General features: G+C 56.0%; 17 protein-coding genes. 11 read left to right on the plus strand and 6 right to left on the minus strand.

The window, feature by feature from the left end; genetic code table 11:
• Positions 1–16 precede the first annotated feature (16 nt).
• Genes crcB through FJD38_RS01710 form a run of 4 tightly spaced genes read right to left on the minus strand, consistent with a single transcriptional unit; the run spans position 17 to position 4,821 of the window.
• Positions 17–391 carry a fluoride efflux transporter CrcB gene (crcB, locus tag FJD38_RS01695; RefSeq protein ID WP_122783268.1) on the minus strand — a complete coding sequence of 125 codons (375 nt, stop codon included), beginning with the start codon at positions 389–391 and terminating at the stop codon, positions 17–19.
• Positions 388–1,713, minus strand: coding sequence for a replication-associated recombination protein A (locus tag FJD38_RS01700; protein WP_146383756.1), 1,326 nt, complete (start codon positions 1,711–1,713; stop codon positions 388–390). Before FJD38_RS01700 ends, crcB begins: the two co-directional genes overlap by 4 nt.
• Before the next feature lie 29 nt (positions 1,714–1,742).
• Positions 1,743–2,366 (minus strand): outer membrane lipoprotein periplasmic chaperone LolA, encoded by a 624-nt coding sequence (gene lolA, locus FJD38_RS01705; RefSeq protein ID WP_146383757.1) that lies wholly within the window; start codon positions 2,364–2,366, stop codon positions 1,743–1,745.
• Positions 2,367–2,418: 52 nt separating this feature from the next.
• Complete coding sequence (locus FJD38_RS01710) at positions 2,419–4,821, minus strand: DNA translocase FtsK (RefSeq protein WP_146383758.1); 2,403 nt, start codon at positions 4,819–4,821, stop codon at positions 2,419–2,421.
• 396 nt (positions 4,822–5,217) lie between these two features.
• Here FJD38_RS01710 and aat point away from each other — a divergent pair, with 396 nt between their 5' ends.
• The 3 genes from aat to infA all read left to right on the plus strand — a co-directional run bounded on the left by aat (position 5,218) and on the right by infA (position 7,011).
• Positions 5,218–5,904, plus strand: coding sequence for a leucyl/phenylalanyl-tRNA--protein transferase (aat, locus tag FJD38_RS01715; RefSeq protein ID WP_146383759.1), 687 nt, complete (start codon positions 5,218–5,220; stop codon positions 5,902–5,904).
• A gap of 82 nt (positions 5,905–5,986) precedes the next feature.
• Positions 5,987–6,694: an arginyltransferase gene (locus FJD38_RS01720; protein WP_146383760.1), complete on the plus strand. Its 708-nt coding sequence runs from the start codon at positions 5,987–5,989 to the stop codon at positions 6,692–6,694.
• A 98-nt stretch (positions 6,695–6,792) separates the two neighbouring features.
• Positions 6,793–7,011, plus strand: coding sequence for a translation initiation factor IF-1 (gene infA / locus FJD38_RS01725; protein WP_002553999.1), 219 nt, complete (start codon positions 6,793–6,795; stop codon positions 7,009–7,011).
• Between the two features lie 242 nt (positions 7,012–7,253).
• Here infA and clpA read toward each other — a convergent pair whose 3' ends face one another.
• A complete protein-coding gene (gene clpA, locus FJD38_RS01730) occupies positions 7,254–9,524 on the minus strand; it encodes an ATP-dependent Clp protease ATP-binding subunit ClpA (RefSeq protein WP_122784570.1) in 2,271 nt (756 codons plus the stop codon).
• A gap of 29 nt (positions 9,525–9,553) precedes the next feature.
• Positions 9,554–9,916, minus strand: coding sequence for an ATP-dependent Clp protease adapter ClpS (gene clpS / locus FJD38_RS01735; RefSeq protein WP_122784569.1), 363 nt, complete (start codon positions 9,914–9,916; stop codon positions 9,554–9,556).
• A gap of 226 nt (positions 9,917–10,142) precedes the next feature.
• Here clpS and FJD38_RS01740 point away from each other — a divergent pair, with 226 nt between their 5' ends.
• The 8 genes from FJD38_RS01740 to FJD38_RS01775 all read left to right on the plus strand — a co-directional run bounded on the left by FJD38_RS01740 (position 10,143) and on the right by FJD38_RS01775 (position 18,798).
• Positions 10,143–10,421 (plus strand): cold shock domain-containing protein, encoded by a 279-nt coding sequence (locus tag FJD38_RS01740; RefSeq protein ID WP_146384595.1) that lies wholly within the window; start codon positions 10,143–10,145, stop codon positions 10,419–10,421.
• Between the two features lie 502 nt (positions 10,422–10,923).
• Positions 10,924–13,146 (plus strand): NADP-dependent isocitrate dehydrogenase, encoded by a 2,223-nt coding sequence (locus tag FJD38_RS01745; protein ID WP_122784567.1) that lies wholly within the window; start codon positions 10,924–10,926, stop codon positions 13,144–13,146.
• A 229-nt stretch (positions 13,147–13,375) separates the two neighbouring features.
• Positions 13,376–13,822 (plus strand): NUDIX hydrolase, encoded by a 447-nt coding sequence (locus FJD38_RS01750; protein ID WP_122784566.1) that lies wholly within the window; start codon positions 13,376–13,378, stop codon positions 13,820–13,822.
• 59 nt (positions 13,823–13,881) lie between these two features.
• On the plus strand, positions 13,882–15,015 hold the full coding sequence (gene mnmA / locus FJD38_RS01755; protein WP_122784565.1) for a tRNA 2-thiouridine(34) synthase MnmA: 1,134 nt from the start codon (positions 13,882–13,884) through the stop codon (positions 15,013–15,015).
• Positions 15,012–15,635, plus strand: a complete 624-nt coding sequence (gene hflD / locus FJD38_RS01760) for a high frequency lysogenization protein HflD (RefSeq protein WP_122784564.1) — start codon at positions 15,012–15,014, stop codon at positions 15,633–15,635. The genes mnmA and hflD overlap by 4 nt, the downstream gene beginning before the upstream one ends.
• 127 nt (positions 15,636–15,762) lie before the next feature.
• Positions 15,763–17,133 carry an adenylosuccinate lyase gene (gene purB / locus FJD38_RS01765; RefSeq protein ID WP_146383761.1) on the plus strand — a complete coding sequence of 457 codons (1,371 nt, stop codon included), beginning with the start codon at positions 15,763–15,765 and terminating at the stop codon, positions 17,131–17,133.
• A gap of 83 nt (positions 17,134–17,216) precedes the next feature.
• Positions 17,217–18,383, plus strand: coding sequence for a ribosomal protein uL16 3-hydroxylase (locus tag FJD38_RS01770; RefSeq protein WP_122784563.1), 1,167 nt, complete (start codon positions 17,217–17,219; stop codon positions 18,381–18,383).
• Entirely contained in the window at positions 18,376–18,798 is a 423-nt protein-coding gene (locus FJD38_RS01775; RefSeq protein WP_122784562.1) for a GNAT family N-acetyltransferase, read from the plus strand. Before FJD38_RS01770 ends, FJD38_RS01775 begins: the two co-directional genes overlap by 8 nt.
• Positions 18,799–18,979 lie beyond the last annotated feature (181 nt).

Consider the following 18,979-nt stretch of genomic DNA (forward strand, 5'->3'; position numbering starts at 1 on the left):
GTCGGTTTCTCGTTTATCAAAGTTTGGTCAGGGACAGGCCAGCCCATGTTGCGAGCAGCCCGCCGAATACGCTGAGAGCTGCATAGCCCAGTGCCAATGGCACTTGCCCGCTTTCAAGCAGGCGCACCGTATCCAGTGAAAAGGATGAAAAAGTAGTCAAACCACCCAAAAAGCCCACCATCAGTCCTGCTCGGACTTCGATTGGCACCTCTGGGCGTATCAAGAAAAGGCCGTACAAAACGCCTATCAGCAGGCAGCCGACGATATTAACGGCCAATGTCGCGGTATAGAAGTGCCGCGGCCAATTGGCATTAATCCAGTTGCCTGTGGCGAACCGCAACAAGGTTCCGGCAATGCCGCCCGCCGAGACGGCCAAGACCAATGGAATCAAGGCTTTCTCCGCTTCAGGGGGCTTGCGCGATCCAGTGCAGCGAGGTGTTTGAGCTTCTCGCCGATTTTAAGCTCAAGACCGCGTGGCACCGGCTGATAGAGCGCTAAAGGCTCCAGCTCATCCGGGAAGTAATCTTCACCCGCCGCGTAAGCATCGGGCTCATCATGGGCGTAACGGTATTCGTCGCCGTACCCCAGTTGTTTCATCAGCTTGGTCGGTGCATTACGCAAATGCAGAGGGACTTCCATGGAGCCGTACTCGGAAGCGCTGCGCAGTGCTGCTTTAAACCCCATGTACACCGCATTGCTTTTAGGCGCACACGCTAGATAGGTGATGGCCTGCGCCACAGCCAGCTCGCCTTCCGGACTGCCCAGGCGCTCCTGCACGTCCCAGGCCGCCAGGCACAGGCTCAAGGCCCGCGGGTCGGCATTGCCAATATCTTCACTGGCCATGCGCACGACACGGCGGGCGATGTACAGCGGGTCACAACCGCCATCAATCATCCGCGCAAACCAATACAAGGCGCCGTCAGGATTGGAGCCGCGCACCGATTTATGCAGGGCCGATATCTGATCGTAAAACGCCTCGCCGCCCTTGTCGAAACGACGCTGAGTATCGCCCAGCAGGCTTTGCAGCAGGTCAGAGCCTATTTCACTGTTGTCTTCAGCCAGATCGGCGGCGTTTTCCAGCAAATTCAACAAGCGCCGACCATCGCCGTCGGCTGCACGCAGCAATATTTGGAAGCCTTCATCGCTGAGGGTCAAACCGCGTTTGCCTAGCCCCTTGTCTTCAGTCAGCGCACGCTGAACAAGCCTTTTCAGAGCCGTCTCATCAAGGCTTTTGAGCACATACACCCGCGCCCGCGAGAGCAGTGCGTTGTTTAGCTCAAACGAAGGGTTTTCGGTGGTGGCCCCGATAAAAATCAGGGTACCGTCCTCGACATAAGGCAAAAAGGCATCTTGCTGTGACTTGTTGAAACGGTGTACTTCATCAACAAACAGGATGGTTCGGCGACCATATTGACCGGCCTGCTGTTTGGCAATTTCTACCGCCTGACGAATCTCTTTGACCCCGGCCAACACGGCAGACACCGTTTCAAAATGCGCTTCGGAGACTTCAGCCAGAAGTCGGGCCAAGGTGGTTTTACCCACCCCCGGCGGCCCCCAGAAAATCATCGAATGCAGCGCCCCCTGCTCCAGCGCTTCGCGCAAGGGCTTGCCCCGGGCGAGCAGGTGCTGCTGGCCGACGTACTCGTCCAGATTGGCCGCGCGCAAGCGAGCAGCCAAGGGTTGAGCAATCGGGGCACTTCGAAACAAATCCATGGGCAACGCTTAAACCTCTTGTTCCAGGATTATTCCTGGATGACATCAACCCCTTTCGGGATAACGAACTTGAATTTACTGGCAGGGATCGGCTCGTTGGCCTTTACACCGCTAAACACAATGTCAGTACGCTGACCTATGCTGTCCATCAGGCGCATGTTGTTGATCATGCCATTGCGAAAGGACAGGTTCAGCGAATCGAATAGCGTGTCTTTGGTCTTGGGCTTAAGGGTGAATTCCATGACCTCTCCTGCCTGCTTTGAACTGATATCAAAGCTTTCACTGATCTTCGACACGTCACCCGACAACAACAAAGCTGGCGTCTGTGTCAGGCGCTGATCCAGCTTTTTGATGGTGACCTGCTCCAGATCCGGGTCCCAGAGGGTTACTTTCTGACCGTCTGAAATCATCGTTTGCTCTTGCGGAGCTTCGGTGTGCCAGTAAAACAGGCCCGGGCGCTGCACCGACATTTCACCCTTGGCTTCCTGCAACTGCGTGCCACCGGCGGCCAGCGTCAGTTGCGAAAAATTAGCCGAGATGGTCTTCGACTTCTCAAGCAACTGGCTCAAACGCGTGACATCCTGGGCATCAGCATGAGCTGAAAGTGACGAAAAAGCCAAAATCGGTAGCAACAACATGCTGGTAAAACGCATGAGAATCCTCATTGATTAGTTGAACGCCACTCGCGGGGTACCCGCGAGCAGATCAATCGCGCATCGGAGCTGGCGCCAGCACTTCGCGCGAGCCATTAGTGTTCATTGCCGTAACCACACCGGCCATTTCCATGGACTCGATCATACGGGCGGCGCGGTTATAGCCAATCTTAAGTTTGCGCTGCACGGCAGAGATGGAGGCGCGACGACTTTCCAGTACAAACTGGACAGCTTCGTCATACAGCGCGTCGGTCTCGCTGTCTTCGCTGCCTTCGCCGCTGCCACCTTCAAAGCCACTGCCGGCCTCTTCAACGCCGTTAAGAATGTCGTCGTTATAGTCCGGGCTGCCGCGCAGCTTCCATGCCTCAACCACGCGGTGCACTTCTTCGTCAGACACAAATGCACCATGCACCCGAATCGGCAGGCTGGTGCCCGGCGGCATGTAAAGCATGTCACCGTGACCCAACAGTTGCTCGGCACCGCCTTGATCGATGATGGTGCGCGAATCGATCTTGCTCGACACCTGAAACGCCATGCGGGTCGGAATGTTGGCCTTGATCAGACCCGTGATCACGTCCACCGACGGGCGCTGGGTAGCGAGAATCAAGTGGATACCTGCCGCCCGCGCCTTCTGGGCAATACGGGCGATCAGTTCTTCAACCTTTTTGCCGACGATCATCATCATGTCGGCAAACTCGTCCACCACCACCACAATGGTCGGCAACTTGGTCAGCAAGGGCGCTTCGTCGTGAATGCTTTCACGCTTGTACAGAGGATCGCTCAGCGGTTCGCCCGCCGCCTCGGCATCTTTGATCTTCTGGTTGAAGCCGGCGAGGTTACGCACGCCCATCTTGGCCATCAGCTTGTAGCGGCGTTCCATCTCGGCAACGCTCCAGCGCAAGGCATTGGCGGCATCTTTCATGTCGGTCACGACCGGACACAGCAAGTGCGGGATGCCTTCATAGATCGACAGCTCAAGCATTTTCGGGTCGATCATGATCAGCTTGGCGTCTTCAGGCCCAGACTTGAAGAGGATCGACAAGATCATGGCGTTGACACCGACCGACTTACCGGAGCCTGTTGTACCGGCCACCAGCAAGTGCGGCATTTTGGCGAGGTCGGTGATCACCGGCTTGCCACCGATGTCGTGGCCCAAAGCCAGCGTCACAGGTGATTTAGCGTTGTCGAATTCAGGCGTGGACAGCACTTCACTGAAACGCACGATCTGACGGTCTTCGTTAGGGATTTCGATACCGACCGTGGTTTTGCCCGGAATTACTTCAACCACCCGCACACTGGTCACCGCGAGTGAACGCGCCAAGTCTTTGGCCAGGTTGGCGATACGGCTGACCTTGACCCCGGCTGCCGGTTGAATTTCGTAGCGGGTAATTACCGGGCCGGGGTGGATCGAGTCAACGGTAACTTCAACTCCGAATTCCTTGAGCTTGATTTCAAGCAAGTGGCCCACGGCCGCCAAGGATTCCGGTGAGTAGTTGAGTTGTTTCTTCTCTGCCGGATCGAGAATGGAAATGGGCGGCAATGTACCTTCAACCGCGCTGTCGACAAACAAAGGCGCTTGTTTCTCTTTCTGCACGCGCTTGCTGGGTTCGGGCGCTTTGGTCGGTACTGGCGTGATCACCGCCGGCACATGCTTTTCGCGCTCGGACATGTGTTTGGTCAGCGCTTGTTCGCGTTCGATCAAACGCTCTTTGGCCTTGGCCTGTTCACGTTTGTCGGAAACGCTGGGGGCAACCACTTCATTGACGCGAGTGTCGACTTCACGCAATTGCGCGACCAGTTGCTTGCGCTCGTTACGGTCCGACCACCAGCGATTGGCAGCGCCCTGAATGAGCTCAAACAGGTCGAGTGTGATTTTGCCGGTCATGTCCATGACCTTGAACCATGAGAGGTCGGTAAACACCGTCAAACCGAACAGGAACAAGGCAATCAGCAATAGGGTACTGCCCTGGATATTCAGGGCATTTTTGGCCAGATCACCCAGGCTTTCGCCCAGTGCACCACCCGCGCCAGCAGGCAGCCCCGCCGCTGAATGAAAATGAATATGGGCCAATGCCGCTCCAGAGAGCACCAGGAACAGCAAACCGACAAGACGCCATGAAAACAGCAGACCGCTCCACTGCCACGGTTGATGCCGTTCGCGGAAGATCTGATAAGCCTTGATTGCCAACAACAACGGGAAGATATAGGCGAAATAACCCAGCACCATGAACAGGATGTCAGCGCTGTAGGAACCCGCAGGCCCACCGAAGTTCTGCACATCGACGATACGGCTGTTGTGGCTCCAGCCAGGATCATCCTTGGCATAGGTCAGCAAGGCCATGATCATGAACAGGCAGAGGGCGCCGATAGCGATCAGCGCACCTTCCTTGAGCCGGTAGTGCAATTGCTGACGCCAGAGAGGAACTACTTTGGGTGCTGCTGTGGATTTCTTCAAAACGGGTCTTTTCCTGCGCCTGTGGCGCGCCCAACTATTAATTGACTAAATTGACTGCAAGCTACTACGCGCTACCGGATACTGGACTCGCGCTGCGTGACGCTTGGTACTATCAACCACCGTTGTCAACGCTGGTACGCATGCAGTTTAGATCAGCTCAAACAGGCGAGCCATTGTACGGGTTTAAGCCGCTGTTGCCACGCCGACGCATGCGCCAGGCCCATGAGCACCGTAAATACATGTGAAGCGCTGATTTGAGCATGCATTATCTTTTGTGACAAAGACTTATAGCACTGCAAAACAGCAACTGGATCTGATCGGCAGACCGATTGAGACCGCATTGGCGCAGTAGAGTTGCAGGCGCCCTCCCCCCCCACCTGCACAAGACGAATCATCATGTTGACCTGGTTAAAACGCGACACCCTTACATTTCCGCCCCTGACCAAGGCCATGAGCGAGCCCAACGGGCTACTGGCAGCGGGCGGAGATCTGTCAGCAGACCGCTTGGTTCAGGCCTATCGTCATGGCTGTTTCCCGTGGTTTTCCGAAGGCCAGCCTATTCTCTGGTGGTCGCCTGATCCACGCACAGTGCTCTTCCCTGAAGAACTGCATGTGTCACGCAGCCTGGGCAAGCTTTTGCGCCAGCAACGCTATCAGGTGAGCTTTGATCGCGATTTCGAGGCAGTCATCCAAGCCTGCGCCGCCCCTCGCCGCGATGCAGACGGCACATGGATTACCGACGACATGCAAAATGCCTACATCGAGCTCCACGCTCGAGGCCATGCGCATTCTGTGGAAGTGTGGGACCACGGCGAACTGGTTGGAGGCCTTTATGGCTTGGCCATGGGTCAGCTTTTTTTTGGTGAATCCATGTTCAGTCGTGCTGACAACGCATCAAAGTTTGGCTTTGTCACGCTGGTAAAACACCTTCAGGCATGGGGCTTCGTGCTGATCGACTGCCAGATGGCGACTCGCCACCTTGAAAGTCTCGGCGCACGATCCATCCCGCGCCAGCAATTCGCCGACTACTTGCGCGACCATCTGGACCAGCCTACAACGGCACAATGGGACTTAAACCTGTAGGTACCGCAAGATAACGGGCGTTTTACAGACGTTTTTTGCGCACTGTCTTACACTTAATTCAAAGATTTCCCGAGGGCCAATCATGACCGAGCTGGCGCGCTTGAAGTTTTATGCCACTCAACCTCACGTTTGCAGCTACCTGCCCGAAGAACAGGCGACTACGCTGTTTCTCGACCCCAGCCAGCCAATGGATGTGCAGGTGTATGCCGATTTGTCCGAAATGGGCTTTCGACGCAGCGGCGACCACCTTTACCGGCCCCATTGCCTGAAGTGCGATGCCTGCACGGCTGCACGCATTCCAGTGGCACGATTCGTACCCAATCGTCAGCAAAAGCGCATCCTGAAACGCAACGCCGACTTGCAGGTTACGGCGGTCAAGCCATGCTTCAGCGAAGAGAACTTCGATCTTTATCAGCGCTATATCGAACAACGCCATGCCGATGGCGACATGTACCCGCCCAGCCGCGATCAATTTTCGACTTTTCTGGTACGCGACCTGCCGTTCTCGACGTTTTATGAGTTCCGTCTCGACGAACGCTTGTTGGCCGTTGCGGTAACCGATGTGCTGCCTAACGGGTTATCGGCGGTGTACACCTTCTACGAACCCGAGGAAGAACGCCGCAGCCTGGGCCGTTACGGGATCCTCTGGCAGATCGCAGAAACACGGCGCATGGGGCTTGATAACCTGTACTTGGGGTACTGGATCAAGAACTGCAAGAAGATGAATTACAAGACTGAATACCGCCCGATTGAGCTGCTGATAAATCAGAGATGGAGCAGTGTTAACTGAACCCTTGGCTTAAACCCCATTTTTCGGGCACAATGCACGCCGCTTTTGCCTGGCGCAGTTGCACCGGGCCATTCATTGGACACCGAGGGCTTTACTGCATGTCGAAAGAAGACAGCTTCGAAATGGAAGGCACTGTCGTCGACACCCTGCCCAACACCATGTTTCGTGTGGAGTTGGAAAATGGGCACGTCGTAACCGCGCATATTTCCGGCAAGATGCGCAAGAACTACATTCGTATTCTTACCGGCGACAAAGTGCGCGTCGAGCTGACGCCCTATGACTTGAGCAAAGGGCGCATCACTTACCGCGCTCGTTAATCAAGTCAATACAAAACGCCCGGTTCTGCCGGGCGTTTTTGTTTGTCTGCGATTTGTGGGCTTGAGATCAAAAGCACCCTCACCCCAACCCTCTCCCAAAGGGAGAGGGAGCAGGTTGGGGGAAATTCGAGTTTTTCTAAATCGACTCAATCAGTCCCCTCTCCCTCTGGGAGAGGGCTCGGGTGAGGGTTAGCTGATCAAAAAAAAGCGCCTTTCGGCGCTTTTTTTATTTCAGAGCTAGATCAAGCCATCTCGACGGACGTTTCAAACTCGAACGTCAGCTCACCATCGACCAGGTCGATGTTAACTACCCCGCCATGATCAGCCAGCTCACCAAAGAGTATCTCTTCAGCCAGCGGACGCTTGATCTTGTCTTGTATCAAACGCGCCATTGGCCGCGCACCCATCTGCACATCGTAACCTCCCGCTGCCAACCAGCCACGTGCGGCGTCTGTCACCACCAATTGCACATGCTTGTCGTCCAGTTGCGCCTGCAACTCGGTAAGGAACTTGTCCACCACGTGCTTGATAACCTCATGACTGAGGCGACCAAACTGGATGATAGTGTCCAGACGATTGCGGAACTCGGGCGTGAAGCTTTTCTTGATCGCTTCCATCGCATCGGTCGCATGATCCTGAACCGTAAAGCCGATCGAAGCCCGCGATGCAGTCTCAGCCCCCGCGTTGGTGGTCATGATGACGATAACATTACGGAAATCAGCTTTACGCCCGTTGTTATCGGTCAACGTGCCGTGGTCCATCACCTGCAACAACAGGTTAAAGACTTCGGGATGCGCCTTCTCGATTTCATCCAGCAACAACACGCAATGCGGCTGTTTGCTGATGGCTTCAGTCAACAACCCACCCTGATCGAAGCCGACATAGCCCGGAGGAGCACCGATAAGACGTGAAACGGTATGACGCTCCATGTATTCCGACATGTCGAAACGCAGTAGCTCAACCCCCAAGGCCTTGGCCAACTGACGCGCCGCCTCGGTCTTGCCGACACCGGTCGGCCCTGCAAACAGGAACGAACCCACGGGTTTGTCAGGTGACTTGAGCCCCGCACGGGACAGTTTGATGGCCGTAGACAGCGAATCAATGGCCGCATCCTGACCAAACACGGTCATTTTCAAGTCGCGCTCAAGGTTGCGCAGCAATTCTTTGTCAGAACTGGACACGTGCTTAGGCGGAATACGGGCAATTTTTGCAACGATATCTTCGACTTGCTGCACATCGATGCGTTTGACGCGTTTCTCTACCGGCTGCAAGCGCTGGTAAGCACCCGCTTCGTCGATGACGTCGATGGCCTTGTCCGGCATATGCCGATCATTGATATAGCGCGACGCCAGCTCAGCAGCGGCGCGCAAGGCTTCATCGCTGTACTCGATACTGTGATGCTGCTCAAAACGACCCTTCAGGCCACGCAGAATGCCGATGGTGTCTTCAACCGATGGCTCGGACACGTCCACTTTCTGGAAACGACGCGCCAAGGCACGGTCCTTTTCGAAAATACCGCGAAATTCCTGGAACGTGGTCGAACCAATGCAACGTATGTCGCCCGAAGACAACAGTGGCTTGAGCAGGTTCGACGCATCCATTACACCGCCCGAGGCAGCACCCGCACCAATGATGGTGTGGATTTCGTCGATGAACAAAATCGCCTGAGGACGTTTTTTCAGCTCGCCGAGCAGCGCCTTGAAGCGCTTCTCAAAATCGCCACGGTATTTGGTACCCGCCAACAAGGCGCCCAGATCAAGCGAGTAGACAATGCTATTAGCCAGTAAGTCTGGAACTTGATTGTCAACGATACGCTTGGCCAGCCCTTCAGCAATCGCGGTTTTACCCACGCCTGCCTCACCGACCAGCAGCGGATTGTTTTTGCGCCGGCGCGCAAGGATTTGAGCAACGCGCTCAACTTCCATTTCACGCCCTACCAGCGGGTCAATACGGCCCTGACGAGCCAGCTCGTTCAGGTTACTGGCATAGGCATCCAACGGATTGCTGGAAGAGGACGACTCGCCCCCTTCCTCATCCTGCATTTCATGATCCCCGTCAGAGTGATCACCCTGGCCTGGCACTTTTGAAATGCCATGGGCAATAAAGTTGACGACATCAATGCGGGCAACGCTCTGCTGCTTGAGCAGAAACACAGCCTGGCTTTCCTGTTCACTGAAAATCGCAACCAGAACGTTGGCACCCGTCACTTCACGCTTGCCGGAGCTTTGCACATGAAAAACGGCACGTTGCAGCACACGCTGAAAGCCCAGTGTTGGCTGGGTTTCACGGTCTTCATCGTGAACAGGGATCAAAGGGGTGGTGGAATCAATAAACTCTTGCAGGTCATGCTTGAGTTTGTCGAGGTTTGCGCCACAGGCGCGTAGAACGGTTGCGGCCGCCTCGTTATCCAGTAGCGCTAAAAGAAGGTGTTCAACCGTCATGAATTCATGACGTTTGGAACGGGCCTCCTTAAAGGCAAGATTGAGGGTGACTTCGAGCTCGCGATTTAACATGGCTTCACCTCATACCCAAGTGGTCGGCGTTAACCGTCCTTCTCGATTTCACAGAGTAGCGGATGCTGGCTTTCGCGTGCGTACTGATTTACCTGCGCTGCCTTGGTCTCGGCAATGTCGCGGGTGTAGATACCACACACAGCCCGTCCTTCTGTATGAACGGCCAGCATGACCTTGGTCGCCAATTCGCGATTCAAGTTAAAAAACACCTCAAGTATTTCGACAACGAAATCCATGGGTGTGTAGTCATCATTGAACAAAACCACCTTGTACATAGGCGGCACCTGAAGCGCAGGCTTAGCCTCTTGCACAGCCAAGCCAGCGGCATCGTCGTCATCAAAACCGGGTTGATCCTGATTGAATGTTAGTCGAATCTGGCTAAATGCATGCATGGAATGAAAGGTTCGTCATTGATCGATTACAGAGATGGAGGCAAGCACATTAAATTTCAACTGCGCCTGCCGCGTGACCTTGACTATCGGTAAAACGGTGTTACAACCAATAGGGCCCACAGTGGGTAGTAAAGACCCGCGCAGTCAACCACATTTACTGGTTTTTGTGCGGATGAACTGGATGATACTCCAGTGATGGAGTCGTTTGCAGCAGAGGGATATGAGTATGCAAGGCAAGGTCAAGTGGTTCAACAACGCCAAGGGCTTCGGCTTCATTAATACGCAAGCCAAGGAAGGCCTCGATGAACACGGAAACATGATCGATTTTTTTGCTCATTTTTCGGCCATCAATATGGACGGGTACAAAACGCTCAAGGCTGGCCAACCGGTGAGTTTTGAAATCATCCAGGGCCCCAAAGGCCTGCACGCTGTCGCAATCACTGATGCAAAGGCCACCGCACCACTTACAGTGACAGAAGCCGAGGGACACTCCCTTGCGGTCTGACTACCAGGCGAGAAGATAAGCCGCACTTTTAAAAAATTTAAAAAAAATACCGCCATGTCGAGCCATCGATCTGGCGGTTTTTTTGGGCCTGAGTCCTGAGAGCCCTCTCACGCCAACTGTTTAAATACAGAAAAGAACACCCGCCCAAAAGCATCCCCGCCCCGCTGCAACAACCGTAAACACTGGGCAAGAAGCCAAAGAAAGCACGCTCTTAGACCAATTGATGATCCGTGATTCACCAGACCCCTCGCAGCAACCTGAGGGACCTATGTATACTGCGCCGGTGACCATTGAGTCACCGAGCAACATCTATGAATTGAGTCTTTCAGGCCTAGAAAGGCTGAGCCGTTACCCCGGTTCGACCGCTTGACGCTCTACTGATGCATTCACATCACCGCGAAGAACCTCGACTTTCGGCTCATTGTTCACTGTGAACGAAAGCGCCTACCCTGCGCATCTCGAGTATCTGAGCACGCTCAGCAAAGAAGAGAGTTAATCCGAAATGCCCAACCGTTCGAAGATCATTTATACCTTCACCGACGAAGCTCCGGCGCTCGCCACCTACTCACTGCTGCCTATCATTGAAGCGTTTACGGCCACCGCCAATATTGATGTCGAAACGCGTGACATCTCTCTGGCCGGTCGAATCCTCGCCAGCTTCCCCGAGCAATTGGGTGCCAAGGCTGTACCCGACCACCTCGCCGAACTGGGCGCGCTGGCCGTTACACCTGAAGCCAACATCATCAAGCTGCCTAACATCAGCGCCTCGGTCCCGCAATTGCAGGCCGCAATCAAAGAACTGCAAGCGCAGGGCTTTGACATTCCGGACTACCCGGAAACCGTGACCACTGACGCCGAGAAAGAAATCAAAGCGCGTTACAGCAAGGTCATGGGCAGCGCCGTAAACCCGGTACTGCGCGAAGGCAACTCTGACCGTCGCGCTCCGCTGTCGGTCAAAAACTATGCTCGCAAGCACCCGCACAAAATGGGCGCCTGGAAAGCAGACTCCAAGTCTCACGTGGCTCACATGAGCGAAGGCGACTTCTACGGCAGCGAAAAAGCCGCCCTGATCGAAGCCCCTGACACCGTTAAAATCGAACTGATCGCTCAAGACGGCACCACCACCGTCCTGAAAGAAAAAACCGCCGTACAAGCCGGCGAGATCATCGACTGCTCGGTCATGAGCAAAAAAGCCCTGCGCGAGTTCGTAGCGGCCGAAATCGAAGACGCCAAGAAGCAAGGCGTGCTGTTCTCGGTGCACTTGAAAGCCACCATGATGAAGGTGTCCGACCCGATCATGTTTGGTCAGATCGTGGCTGAGTTCTACAAGGACGCGCTGGAAAAACACGCTGACGTCCTGAAAGAAATCGGTTTCAATCTGAACAACGGCATTGGCGACCTGTACGCACGCATCAAGGCGCTGCCAGCCGAGAAACAAGCTGAAATCGAAGCTGACATCGAGGCGGTGTACGCCAACCGCCCTGCGCTGGCCATGGTGAACTCCGACAAAGGCATCACCAACCTGCACGTGCCAAGCGACGTTATCGTCGACGCATCGATGCCAGCGATGATCCGTGACTCGGGCAAAATGTGGGGCACTGACGGTCAGTTGCACGACACCAAAGCTGTGATCCCGGATCGCTGCTACGCCACCATCTATCAGGCAACCATCGAAGACTGCAAGCAACACGGCGCCTTCGATCCGACCACCATGGGCAGCGTGCCAAACGTTGGCCTGATGGCACAGAAAGCCGAAGAGTACGGCTCCCACGACAAAACCTTCCAGATCAAGACGGACGGTGTTGTGCGTGTAACCGACAGCAACGGCAACGTGCTGATGGAGCAAAAGGTCGCTGAAGGCGATATCTGGCGCATGTGCCAGGCCAAAGACGCGCCGATCCGCGACTGGGTCAAGCTGGCTGTCAACCGCGCCCGCGCCAGCAACACGCCTGCCGTGTTCTGGCTCGACCCAAAGCGTAGCCACGACGCCCTGATGATCAAGAAGGTTGAAACCTACCTGAAGGATCACGACACCAGCGGCCTGGACATTCGCATCATGGCACCCGTTGATGCCATGAAGTTCACTCTGGAGCGCACCCGTAAAGGCCTGGACACCATCTCGGTGACCGGCAACGTATTGCGCGACTACCTGACTGACCTGTTCCCGATCATGGAACTGGGCACCAGCGCCAAAATGCTGTCGATCGTACCGTTGATGAATGGTGGCGGTCTGTTCGAAACGGGCGCAGGCGGCTCCGCTCCGAAACACGTTCAACAGTTGCTGGAAGAAAACTTCCTGCGCTGGGACTCGCTGGGTGAATTCCTGGCGCTGGCAGCTTCCCTGGAGCACTTGGGCACGACCTACAACAACCCGAAAGCGTTGGTGTTGGCCAAGACTCTGGATCAGGCTACCGGTCAGTTCCTGGACAACAACAAATCGCCATCGCGCAAAGTCGGCAACATCGACAACCGCGGTAGCCACTTCTACCTGGCGCTGTACTGGGCACAAGCCCTGGCAGCTCAGACCGAAGACAAAGAGCTGCAAGCCCAATTTGCCCCTGTGGCAAAAGCCATGGCCGAGAACGAGGCAAAAATTGTTGCCGAGCTCAACGCTGTGCAGGGCAAACCTGTAGACATCGGTGGTTACTACCACGCTGATGCCGACAAGGTCAGCCAAGTAATGCGCCCAAGCGCCACACTGAATGCGATTATCGCCTCAGTGTAAGAGCAACAGGCAACACCACAAACCCCGGCCCACGACGCCGGGGTTTGTGTTTTTGGGCCCCACTATCTCGTAGCAGCTGCCGAAGGCTGCGTCCGGCGACGTAGTCGTCGTAAAATCAATACCTGCAATTTGTCAGTTACACCGCACACTCAGGCGTTACGATTGCTTCGCAACCGGACGCAGCCTTCGGCAGCTGCTACGAACAATTCATACAAAGAGATCAACTCATATGGAATGGAAACCCCACATCACCGTCGCAACCGTCGTCGAAGACAATGGTCGCTTTCTCATGGTTGAAGAGTTCAAACGCGACCGCGCAGTCCTCAACCAGCCGGCCGGCCATCTGGACCCAAATGAAAGCCTGATCGACGCGGCTATCCGCGAAACCCTTGAAGAAACCGGTTACGACGTCGAACTGACCGGCGTGATTGGCATTTATCTGTACACCGCCCCGAGCAATGGCGTGACGTATCAACGCGTATGTTTTGCGGGCAAAGCCATCAAGCACCACCCCACGTACACCCTGGACACCGGCATTATCGGCCCGCTCTGGCTGACTCGCGACGAACTGCTGGAACAACGCGAGCGCTGGCGCAGCGAGCTGACCTTGCAATGCATTGACGATTATTTGAGCGGCAAACTGTTCGACCTCTCGTTAATCCGCCCTTCGGTTTAGCCTTGAGCGCTCGGGCCTGCTAGAATCGCGTCCTTTTTAAAGACACTCATTGAATCCTTATGCGTGATCCAGCCTTAGTCGCCCCCGAAAAACAGCGCGTCATCGTCGGCATGTCCGGTGGTGTCGACTCTTCCGTTTCCGCCGTTCTGCTCATGGAGCAGGGCTACCAGGTGGAAGGCCTGTTCATGAAGAACTGGGAGGAAGACGACGGAACGGATTACTGCACCGCCATGGATGATCTGGCAGACGCCCAGGCCGTCTGCGACAAAATTGGCATTAAGCTGCACACCGCCAACTTTGCCGCCGAGTACTGGGACAATGTGTTTGAGCACTTTCTGGCCGAATACAAGGCTGGACGCACGCCGAACCCGGACATCCTGTGTAACCGCGAAATCAAGTTCAAGGCGTTCCTCGACTACGCCCTGATGCTGGGTGCCGACCTTATTGCCACGGGCCACTATGTGCGTCGTCGCGACATTGACGGCCGTACAGAGCTGCTCAAAGGCCTTGATCCGAACAAGGATCAGAGCTACTTCCTGCACGCGGTCGGCGGCGAGCAAATTGCCCGCACCCTGTTCCCGGTTGGCGAACTGGAAAAACCCGAGGTGCGTCAAATCGCCGAAAAACACGGGTTGGCCACCGCCAAGAAGAAAGATTCAACAGGTATCTGCTTTATTGGCGAACGACGCTTCAGCGACTTCCTCAAGCAGTACTTGCCTGCACAACCGGGCGAGATCAAGACCACCGAAGGTGAAGTCATCGGCCGCCACCACGGCCTGATGTACCACACCATCGGCCAGCGTCAAGGGCTGGGCATTGGCGGCCTCAAGGACGCCAGCGACGAGCCTTGGTATGTATTGTTTAAAGACCTGGAAAAAAACGAATTGATCGTAGGTCAAGGCAACGATCATCCGTGGCTGTTCTCACGCGCCCTGCTCGCCTCCGAAATTTTCTGGGTCAACCCAATCGACCTGAGCAGCCCGCTGCGCCTGACCGCCAAGGTTCGTTATCGCCAAAGCGACCAGCCCTGCACGCTGGAAAAAACCGCAGACGGTTATCGCGCCACATTCGATGACCCACAACGTGCCGTTACCCCCGGTCAATCCGTGGTGTTTTACGACGGCGAAGTCTGTCTTGGCGGCGGCGTGATCGAAATCGCTGAACCCTGGACCAGCAAAGGCAACCAGGCATGAACCCCACCCAAGAGCAGTTGGTAGCCCTGGGCGGGGTTTTCCTCGCTGCCGTGCTGGTCGACAAGATCGCCAAAACGGGTCAGGTCGGCGAAGCCGAATTGGCCTGCATGCTGGGGACCTTGCTGGTTCGCGACCCCAAGGACACGCTTGAAGTGTTTGGCGGCGACGACAGCCACCTGCGTGAAGGCTATCGCGCCTTGATCGGCGCCCTTGAGCGCGACCCCAACACCTTGCAACGCGAGCCTTTACGCTACGCACTGTCCATGCTCGGCCTCGAGCGCCAACTGGCCAAGCGTGATGACATGCTGGAACTGATCGGCAAACGCTTGCCGCAGATTCAGTCTCAGGTCGAACATTTCGGCCCGGCACACGAAAACGTGGTGGCCGCGTGTGGCGCGCTGTATCAGGACACGTTAAGCACCTTGCGCCAGCGCATTCAGGTGCATGGAGACATGCGTAATCTGCAACAACCGAGCAACGCCTCAAAAATTCGCGCCCTGTTGCTGGCCGGCATCCGCTCGGCACGGCTTTGGCGCCAACTGGGTGGCCATCGCTGGCAGCTGGTGTTCAGCCGCCGCAAGCTGCTCAAAGAGCTTTACCCGATGCTGCGCGGTCACTGAAACCCGCCAGTAGTCACAGATTTATAAATCGATACGCGTATGACGCCGGTCACTTGGCAACGGACCGGCCGTTTTTTCATGTATGATACGCGCCCCATTTCGTTGCCCGACTGTCCGAGAACACCCCATGAAGCTTTCTTCGCTCACTGCGGTTTCCCCTGTTGACGGCCGCTACGCCGGCAAAACCCAGGCTTTGCGCCCAATTTTCAGCGAGTACGGCCTGATTCGTGCTCGCGTTCTGGTTGAAGTCCGTTGGCTTCAGCGCCTCGCGGCACACGCTGCCATCCCTGAAGTTCCGGCCTTCTCTGCCGAAGCCAACGCCGTTTTGAATGAACTGGTCGAAAACTTCTCTTTGGAGCACGCCGAGCGTGTCAAAGAGATCGAGCGCACCACCAACCATGACGTCAAGGCCATTGAGTACTTGCTCAAGGAACAGGCCGCCAAGCTGCCAGAGCTGGCCAACGTCAGTGAGTTCATCCACTTTGCCTGCACCAGCGAGGACATCAACAACCTGTCCCACGCCCTGATGCTGCGCGAAGGCCGCGATGATGTGATGTTGCCGCTGATGCGTCAGACCGCCGAAGCCATCCGCGAGCTGGCGATCAAGTTCGCCGACGTACCGATGCTGTCGCGCACCCACGGCCAACCGGCTTCGCCGACAACCTTGGGCAAAGAACTGGCCAACGTGGTTTACCGTCTTGAGCGTCAAATTGCTCAAGTGGCAGCTGTACCGCTACTGGGCAAAATCAACGGCGCCGTGGGCAACTACAACGCCCACCTCTCGGCCTACCCGCAGATCGACTGGGAAGAAAACGCTCGCGCCTTTATCGAAGACGAACTGGGCCTGGGTTTCAACCCCTACACCACCCAGATCGAGCCGCACGACTACATTGCCGAGCTGTTCGACGCCATTGCGCGCTTCAACACCATCCTGATCGACTTCGACCGCGACATCTGGGGCTATATCTCCCTGGGTTACTTCAAGCAGCGCACCATCGCAGGCGAAATCGGCTCCTCGACCATGCCGCACAAGGTCAACCCGATTGACTTCGAAAACTCCGAAGGCAACCTGGGCATCGCCAACGCATTGTTCCAGCACCTGGCCAGCAAACTGCCCATCTCCCGCTGGCAGCGCGACCTGACCGACTCCACCGTACTGCGCAACCTCGGCGTGGGCTTTGCCCACAGCGTGATCGCGTACGAAGCCAGCCTTAAAGGCATCAGCAAACTGGAGCTCAACGCTCAGAAGATCGCTGCTGACCTGGACGCCTGCTGGGAAGTGCTGGCTGAGCCGATTCAGACCGTGATGCGCCGTTACAATATTGAAAACCCGTACGAGAAGCTTAAAGAGCTGACGCGCGGCAAGGGCATCAGCCCAGAAGCACTGCAAACGTTCATCGACGGCCTTGAAATGCCGGAAGCGGCGAAAGCCGAGCTGAAACTGCTCACCCCTGCCAATTACATTGGCAACGCGGTCGAACAGGCCAAGCGCATCTGATCGCAGCAACGACCTACTAACGCCCGGCCGTGCCGGGCGTTTTTATTCCCGATTACAAAGTGCAATTTTTCAATAGGTTACACATGAATCCTGATACTCCTCTTCAAATACTGGGCGGCATCACTGCACGCGAATTCCTGCGCGACTACTGGCAGAAGAAACCGTTGCTGATCCGTCAGGCCATTCCTGACTTCGAAAGCCCGATCGATGCCGACGAATTGGCTGGCCTGGCACTTGAAGAAGAAGTCGAGTCGCGCCTGGTCATCGAGCACGGCGAGCGCCCATGGGAATTGCGCCGCGGCCCGTTTGCAGAAGACGAATTTGGCAAACTGCCAGAGCGCGAATGGACGCTGCTGGTTCAAGCCGTTGATCAGTTCGTACCCGAAGTGGGTGAGCTGCTGGAAAACTTCCGCTTCTTGCCAAGCTGGCGCATCGACGATGTGATGATCAGCTACGCAGCCCCCGGTGGCAGCGTTGGCCCTCACTTCGACAACTACGATGTGTTCTTGCTACAAGGCGCCGGCAAGCGTCACTGGCAGATCGGCCAGATGTGCGATTCCGAGAGCAAGCTGCTGGCACATGCAGACCTGCGCATTCTGGCTGATTTCCAGGCCACCGACGAGTGGACGCTGGAGCCGGGCGACATGCTCTACCTGCCGCCACGTCTGGCTCACTGCGGTGTAGCTGTGGATGAATGCCTGACCTACTCCGTGGGCTTCCGCGCACCGAGCGCAGCTGAAGTACTGACTCACTTCACCGACTTCCTCAGCCAGTACCTGCCTGATGAAGAACGCTACACCGATGCTGACGCCCAGCCGGTGAGCGACCCGCACCAGATCCAGCATGATGCCCTTGATCGCCTTAAAGGCTTGCTGGCCGAGCACATGAGCGACGAGCGCATGCTGCTGACATGGTTCGGCCAATTCATGACCGAGCCGCGTTATCCGGAACTCGTGACAGGGCCTGAACTCGAAGAAGAAGATCTGCTGGGCAGCCTGGAACAGGGCGCAGTCCTGATCCGCAATCCGAGTGCGCGCCTGGCCTGGTCTGAAGTGGACGACGACCTGCTCTTGTTTGCAAGCGGTCAGAGTCGCCTGCTGCCGGGCAAATTACGCGAACTGCTAAAGATGATTTGCGCGGCTGATGCCCTGCACATCGAAAACCTCGAGCCATGGTTGGCCGATGAAGATGGACGCAACCTGCTCTGTGAGCTGGTCAAACAAGGAAGCTTGGGATTCGCTGATGAATAAAATTCGCGTACGTGTCGCCAATTGGCAAAAGGACATCGCCGACCTTCGACGCATTCGTGAGGCGGTATTTATTAATGAACAACAGGTCCCGCCTGAGCTTGAATGGGACTCTGACGACGCTGACGCTGTGCATTTTCTGGCCTATGAGGGCGACTATGCGATTGGCACTGCGCGCTTGCTGCTCGACGGCCATATCGGCCGGGTATCCGTGCTCAAGGACTGGCGCGGCTTGAAAGTCGGTGATGCGCTGATGAATGCGGCGGTCAGCGAAGCAGAAAAGCGCGGGCTCAAGCAGCAAATGCTCAGCGCACAAGTGCATGCCTCAGCGTTTTACGAACGACTGGGCTTTAATATCGTCAGCGAAGAATTCCTGGAAGCAGGCATTCCTCATGTTGATATGGTGCGCGACAGCTAACGTAACCCTCCCGTAGCAGTTGCCGAAGGCGACGGCCGATTGCGAAGCGATCGTTAATCCAGCAAATGTGCACACAGGATTTACGACGGCTTCGCCGCCGAACGCAGCCTGCGGCAGCTGCTACGAATTAAGCAACGCCCTGCCCTCTCTGGATCGCAGGGCGTTTTGCTATCTGGCACAC

This window comes from Pseudomonas saxonica (assembly GCF_007858365.1).
In the GTDB taxonomy this organism is placed as follows: domain Bacteria; phylum Pseudomonadota; class Gammaproteobacteria; order Pseudomonadales; family Pseudomonadaceae; genus Aquipseudomonas; species Aquipseudomonas saxonica.

Bases quoted from the DNA above. Each gene is read 5' to 3' on its own strand.
- FJD38_RS01700 (WP_146383756.1), bottom strand. From the start codon at position 1,713: ATGGATTTGTTTCGAAGTGCCCCGATTGCTCAACCCTTGGCTGCTCGC.
- lolA (WP_146383757.1), bottom strand. From the start codon at position 2,366: ATGCGTTTTACCAGCATGTTGTTGCTACCGATTTTGGCTTTTTCGTCA.
- aat (WP_146383759.1), top strand. From the start codon at position 5,218: ATGTTGACCTGGTTAAAACGCGACACCCTTACATTTCCGCCCCTGACC.
- FJD38_RS01720 (WP_146383760.1), top strand. From the start codon at position 5,987: ATGACCGAGCTGGCGCGCTTGAAGTTTTATGCCACTCAACCTCACGTT.
- infA (WP_002553999.1), top strand. From the start codon at position 6,793: ATGTCGAAAGAAGACAGCTTCGAAATGGAAGGCACTGTCGTCGACACC.
- clpA (WP_122784570.1), bottom strand. From the start codon at position 9,524: ATGTTAAATCGCGAGCTCGAAGTCACCCTCAATCTTGCCTTTAAGGAG.
- clpS (WP_122784569.1), bottom strand. From the start codon at position 9,916: ATGCATGCATTTAGCCAGATTCGACTAACATTCAATCAGGATCAACCC.
- FJD38_RS01740 (WP_146384595.1), top strand. From the start codon at position 10,143: ATGCAAGGCAAGGTCAAGTGGTTCAACAACGCCAAGGGCTTCGGCTTC.
- FJD38_RS01745 (WP_122784567.1), top strand. From the start codon at position 10,924: ATGCCCAACCGTTCGAAGATCATTTATACCTTCACCGACGAAGCTCCG.
- FJD38_RS01750 (WP_122784566.1), top strand. From the start codon at position 13,376: ATGGAATGGAAACCCCACATCACCGTCGCAACCGTCGTCGAAGACAAT.
- mnmA (WP_122784565.1), top strand. From the start codon at position 13,882: ATGCGTGATCCAGCCTTAGTCGCCCCCGAAAAACAGCGCGTCATCGTC.
- hflD (WP_122784564.1), top strand. From the start codon at position 15,012: ATGAACCCCACCCAAGAGCAGTTGGTAGCCCTGGGCGGGGTTTTCCTC.
- purB (WP_146383761.1), top strand. From the start codon at position 15,763: ATGAAGCTTTCTTCGCTCACTGCGGTTTCCCCTGTTGACGGCCGCTAC.
- FJD38_RS01770 (WP_122784563.1), top strand. From the start codon at position 17,217: ATGAATCCTGATACTCCTCTTCAAATACTGGGCGGCATCACTGCACGC.
- FJD38_RS01775 (WP_122784562.1), top strand. From the start codon at position 18,376: ATGAATAAAATTCGCGTACGTGTCGCCAATTGGCAAAAGGACATCGCC.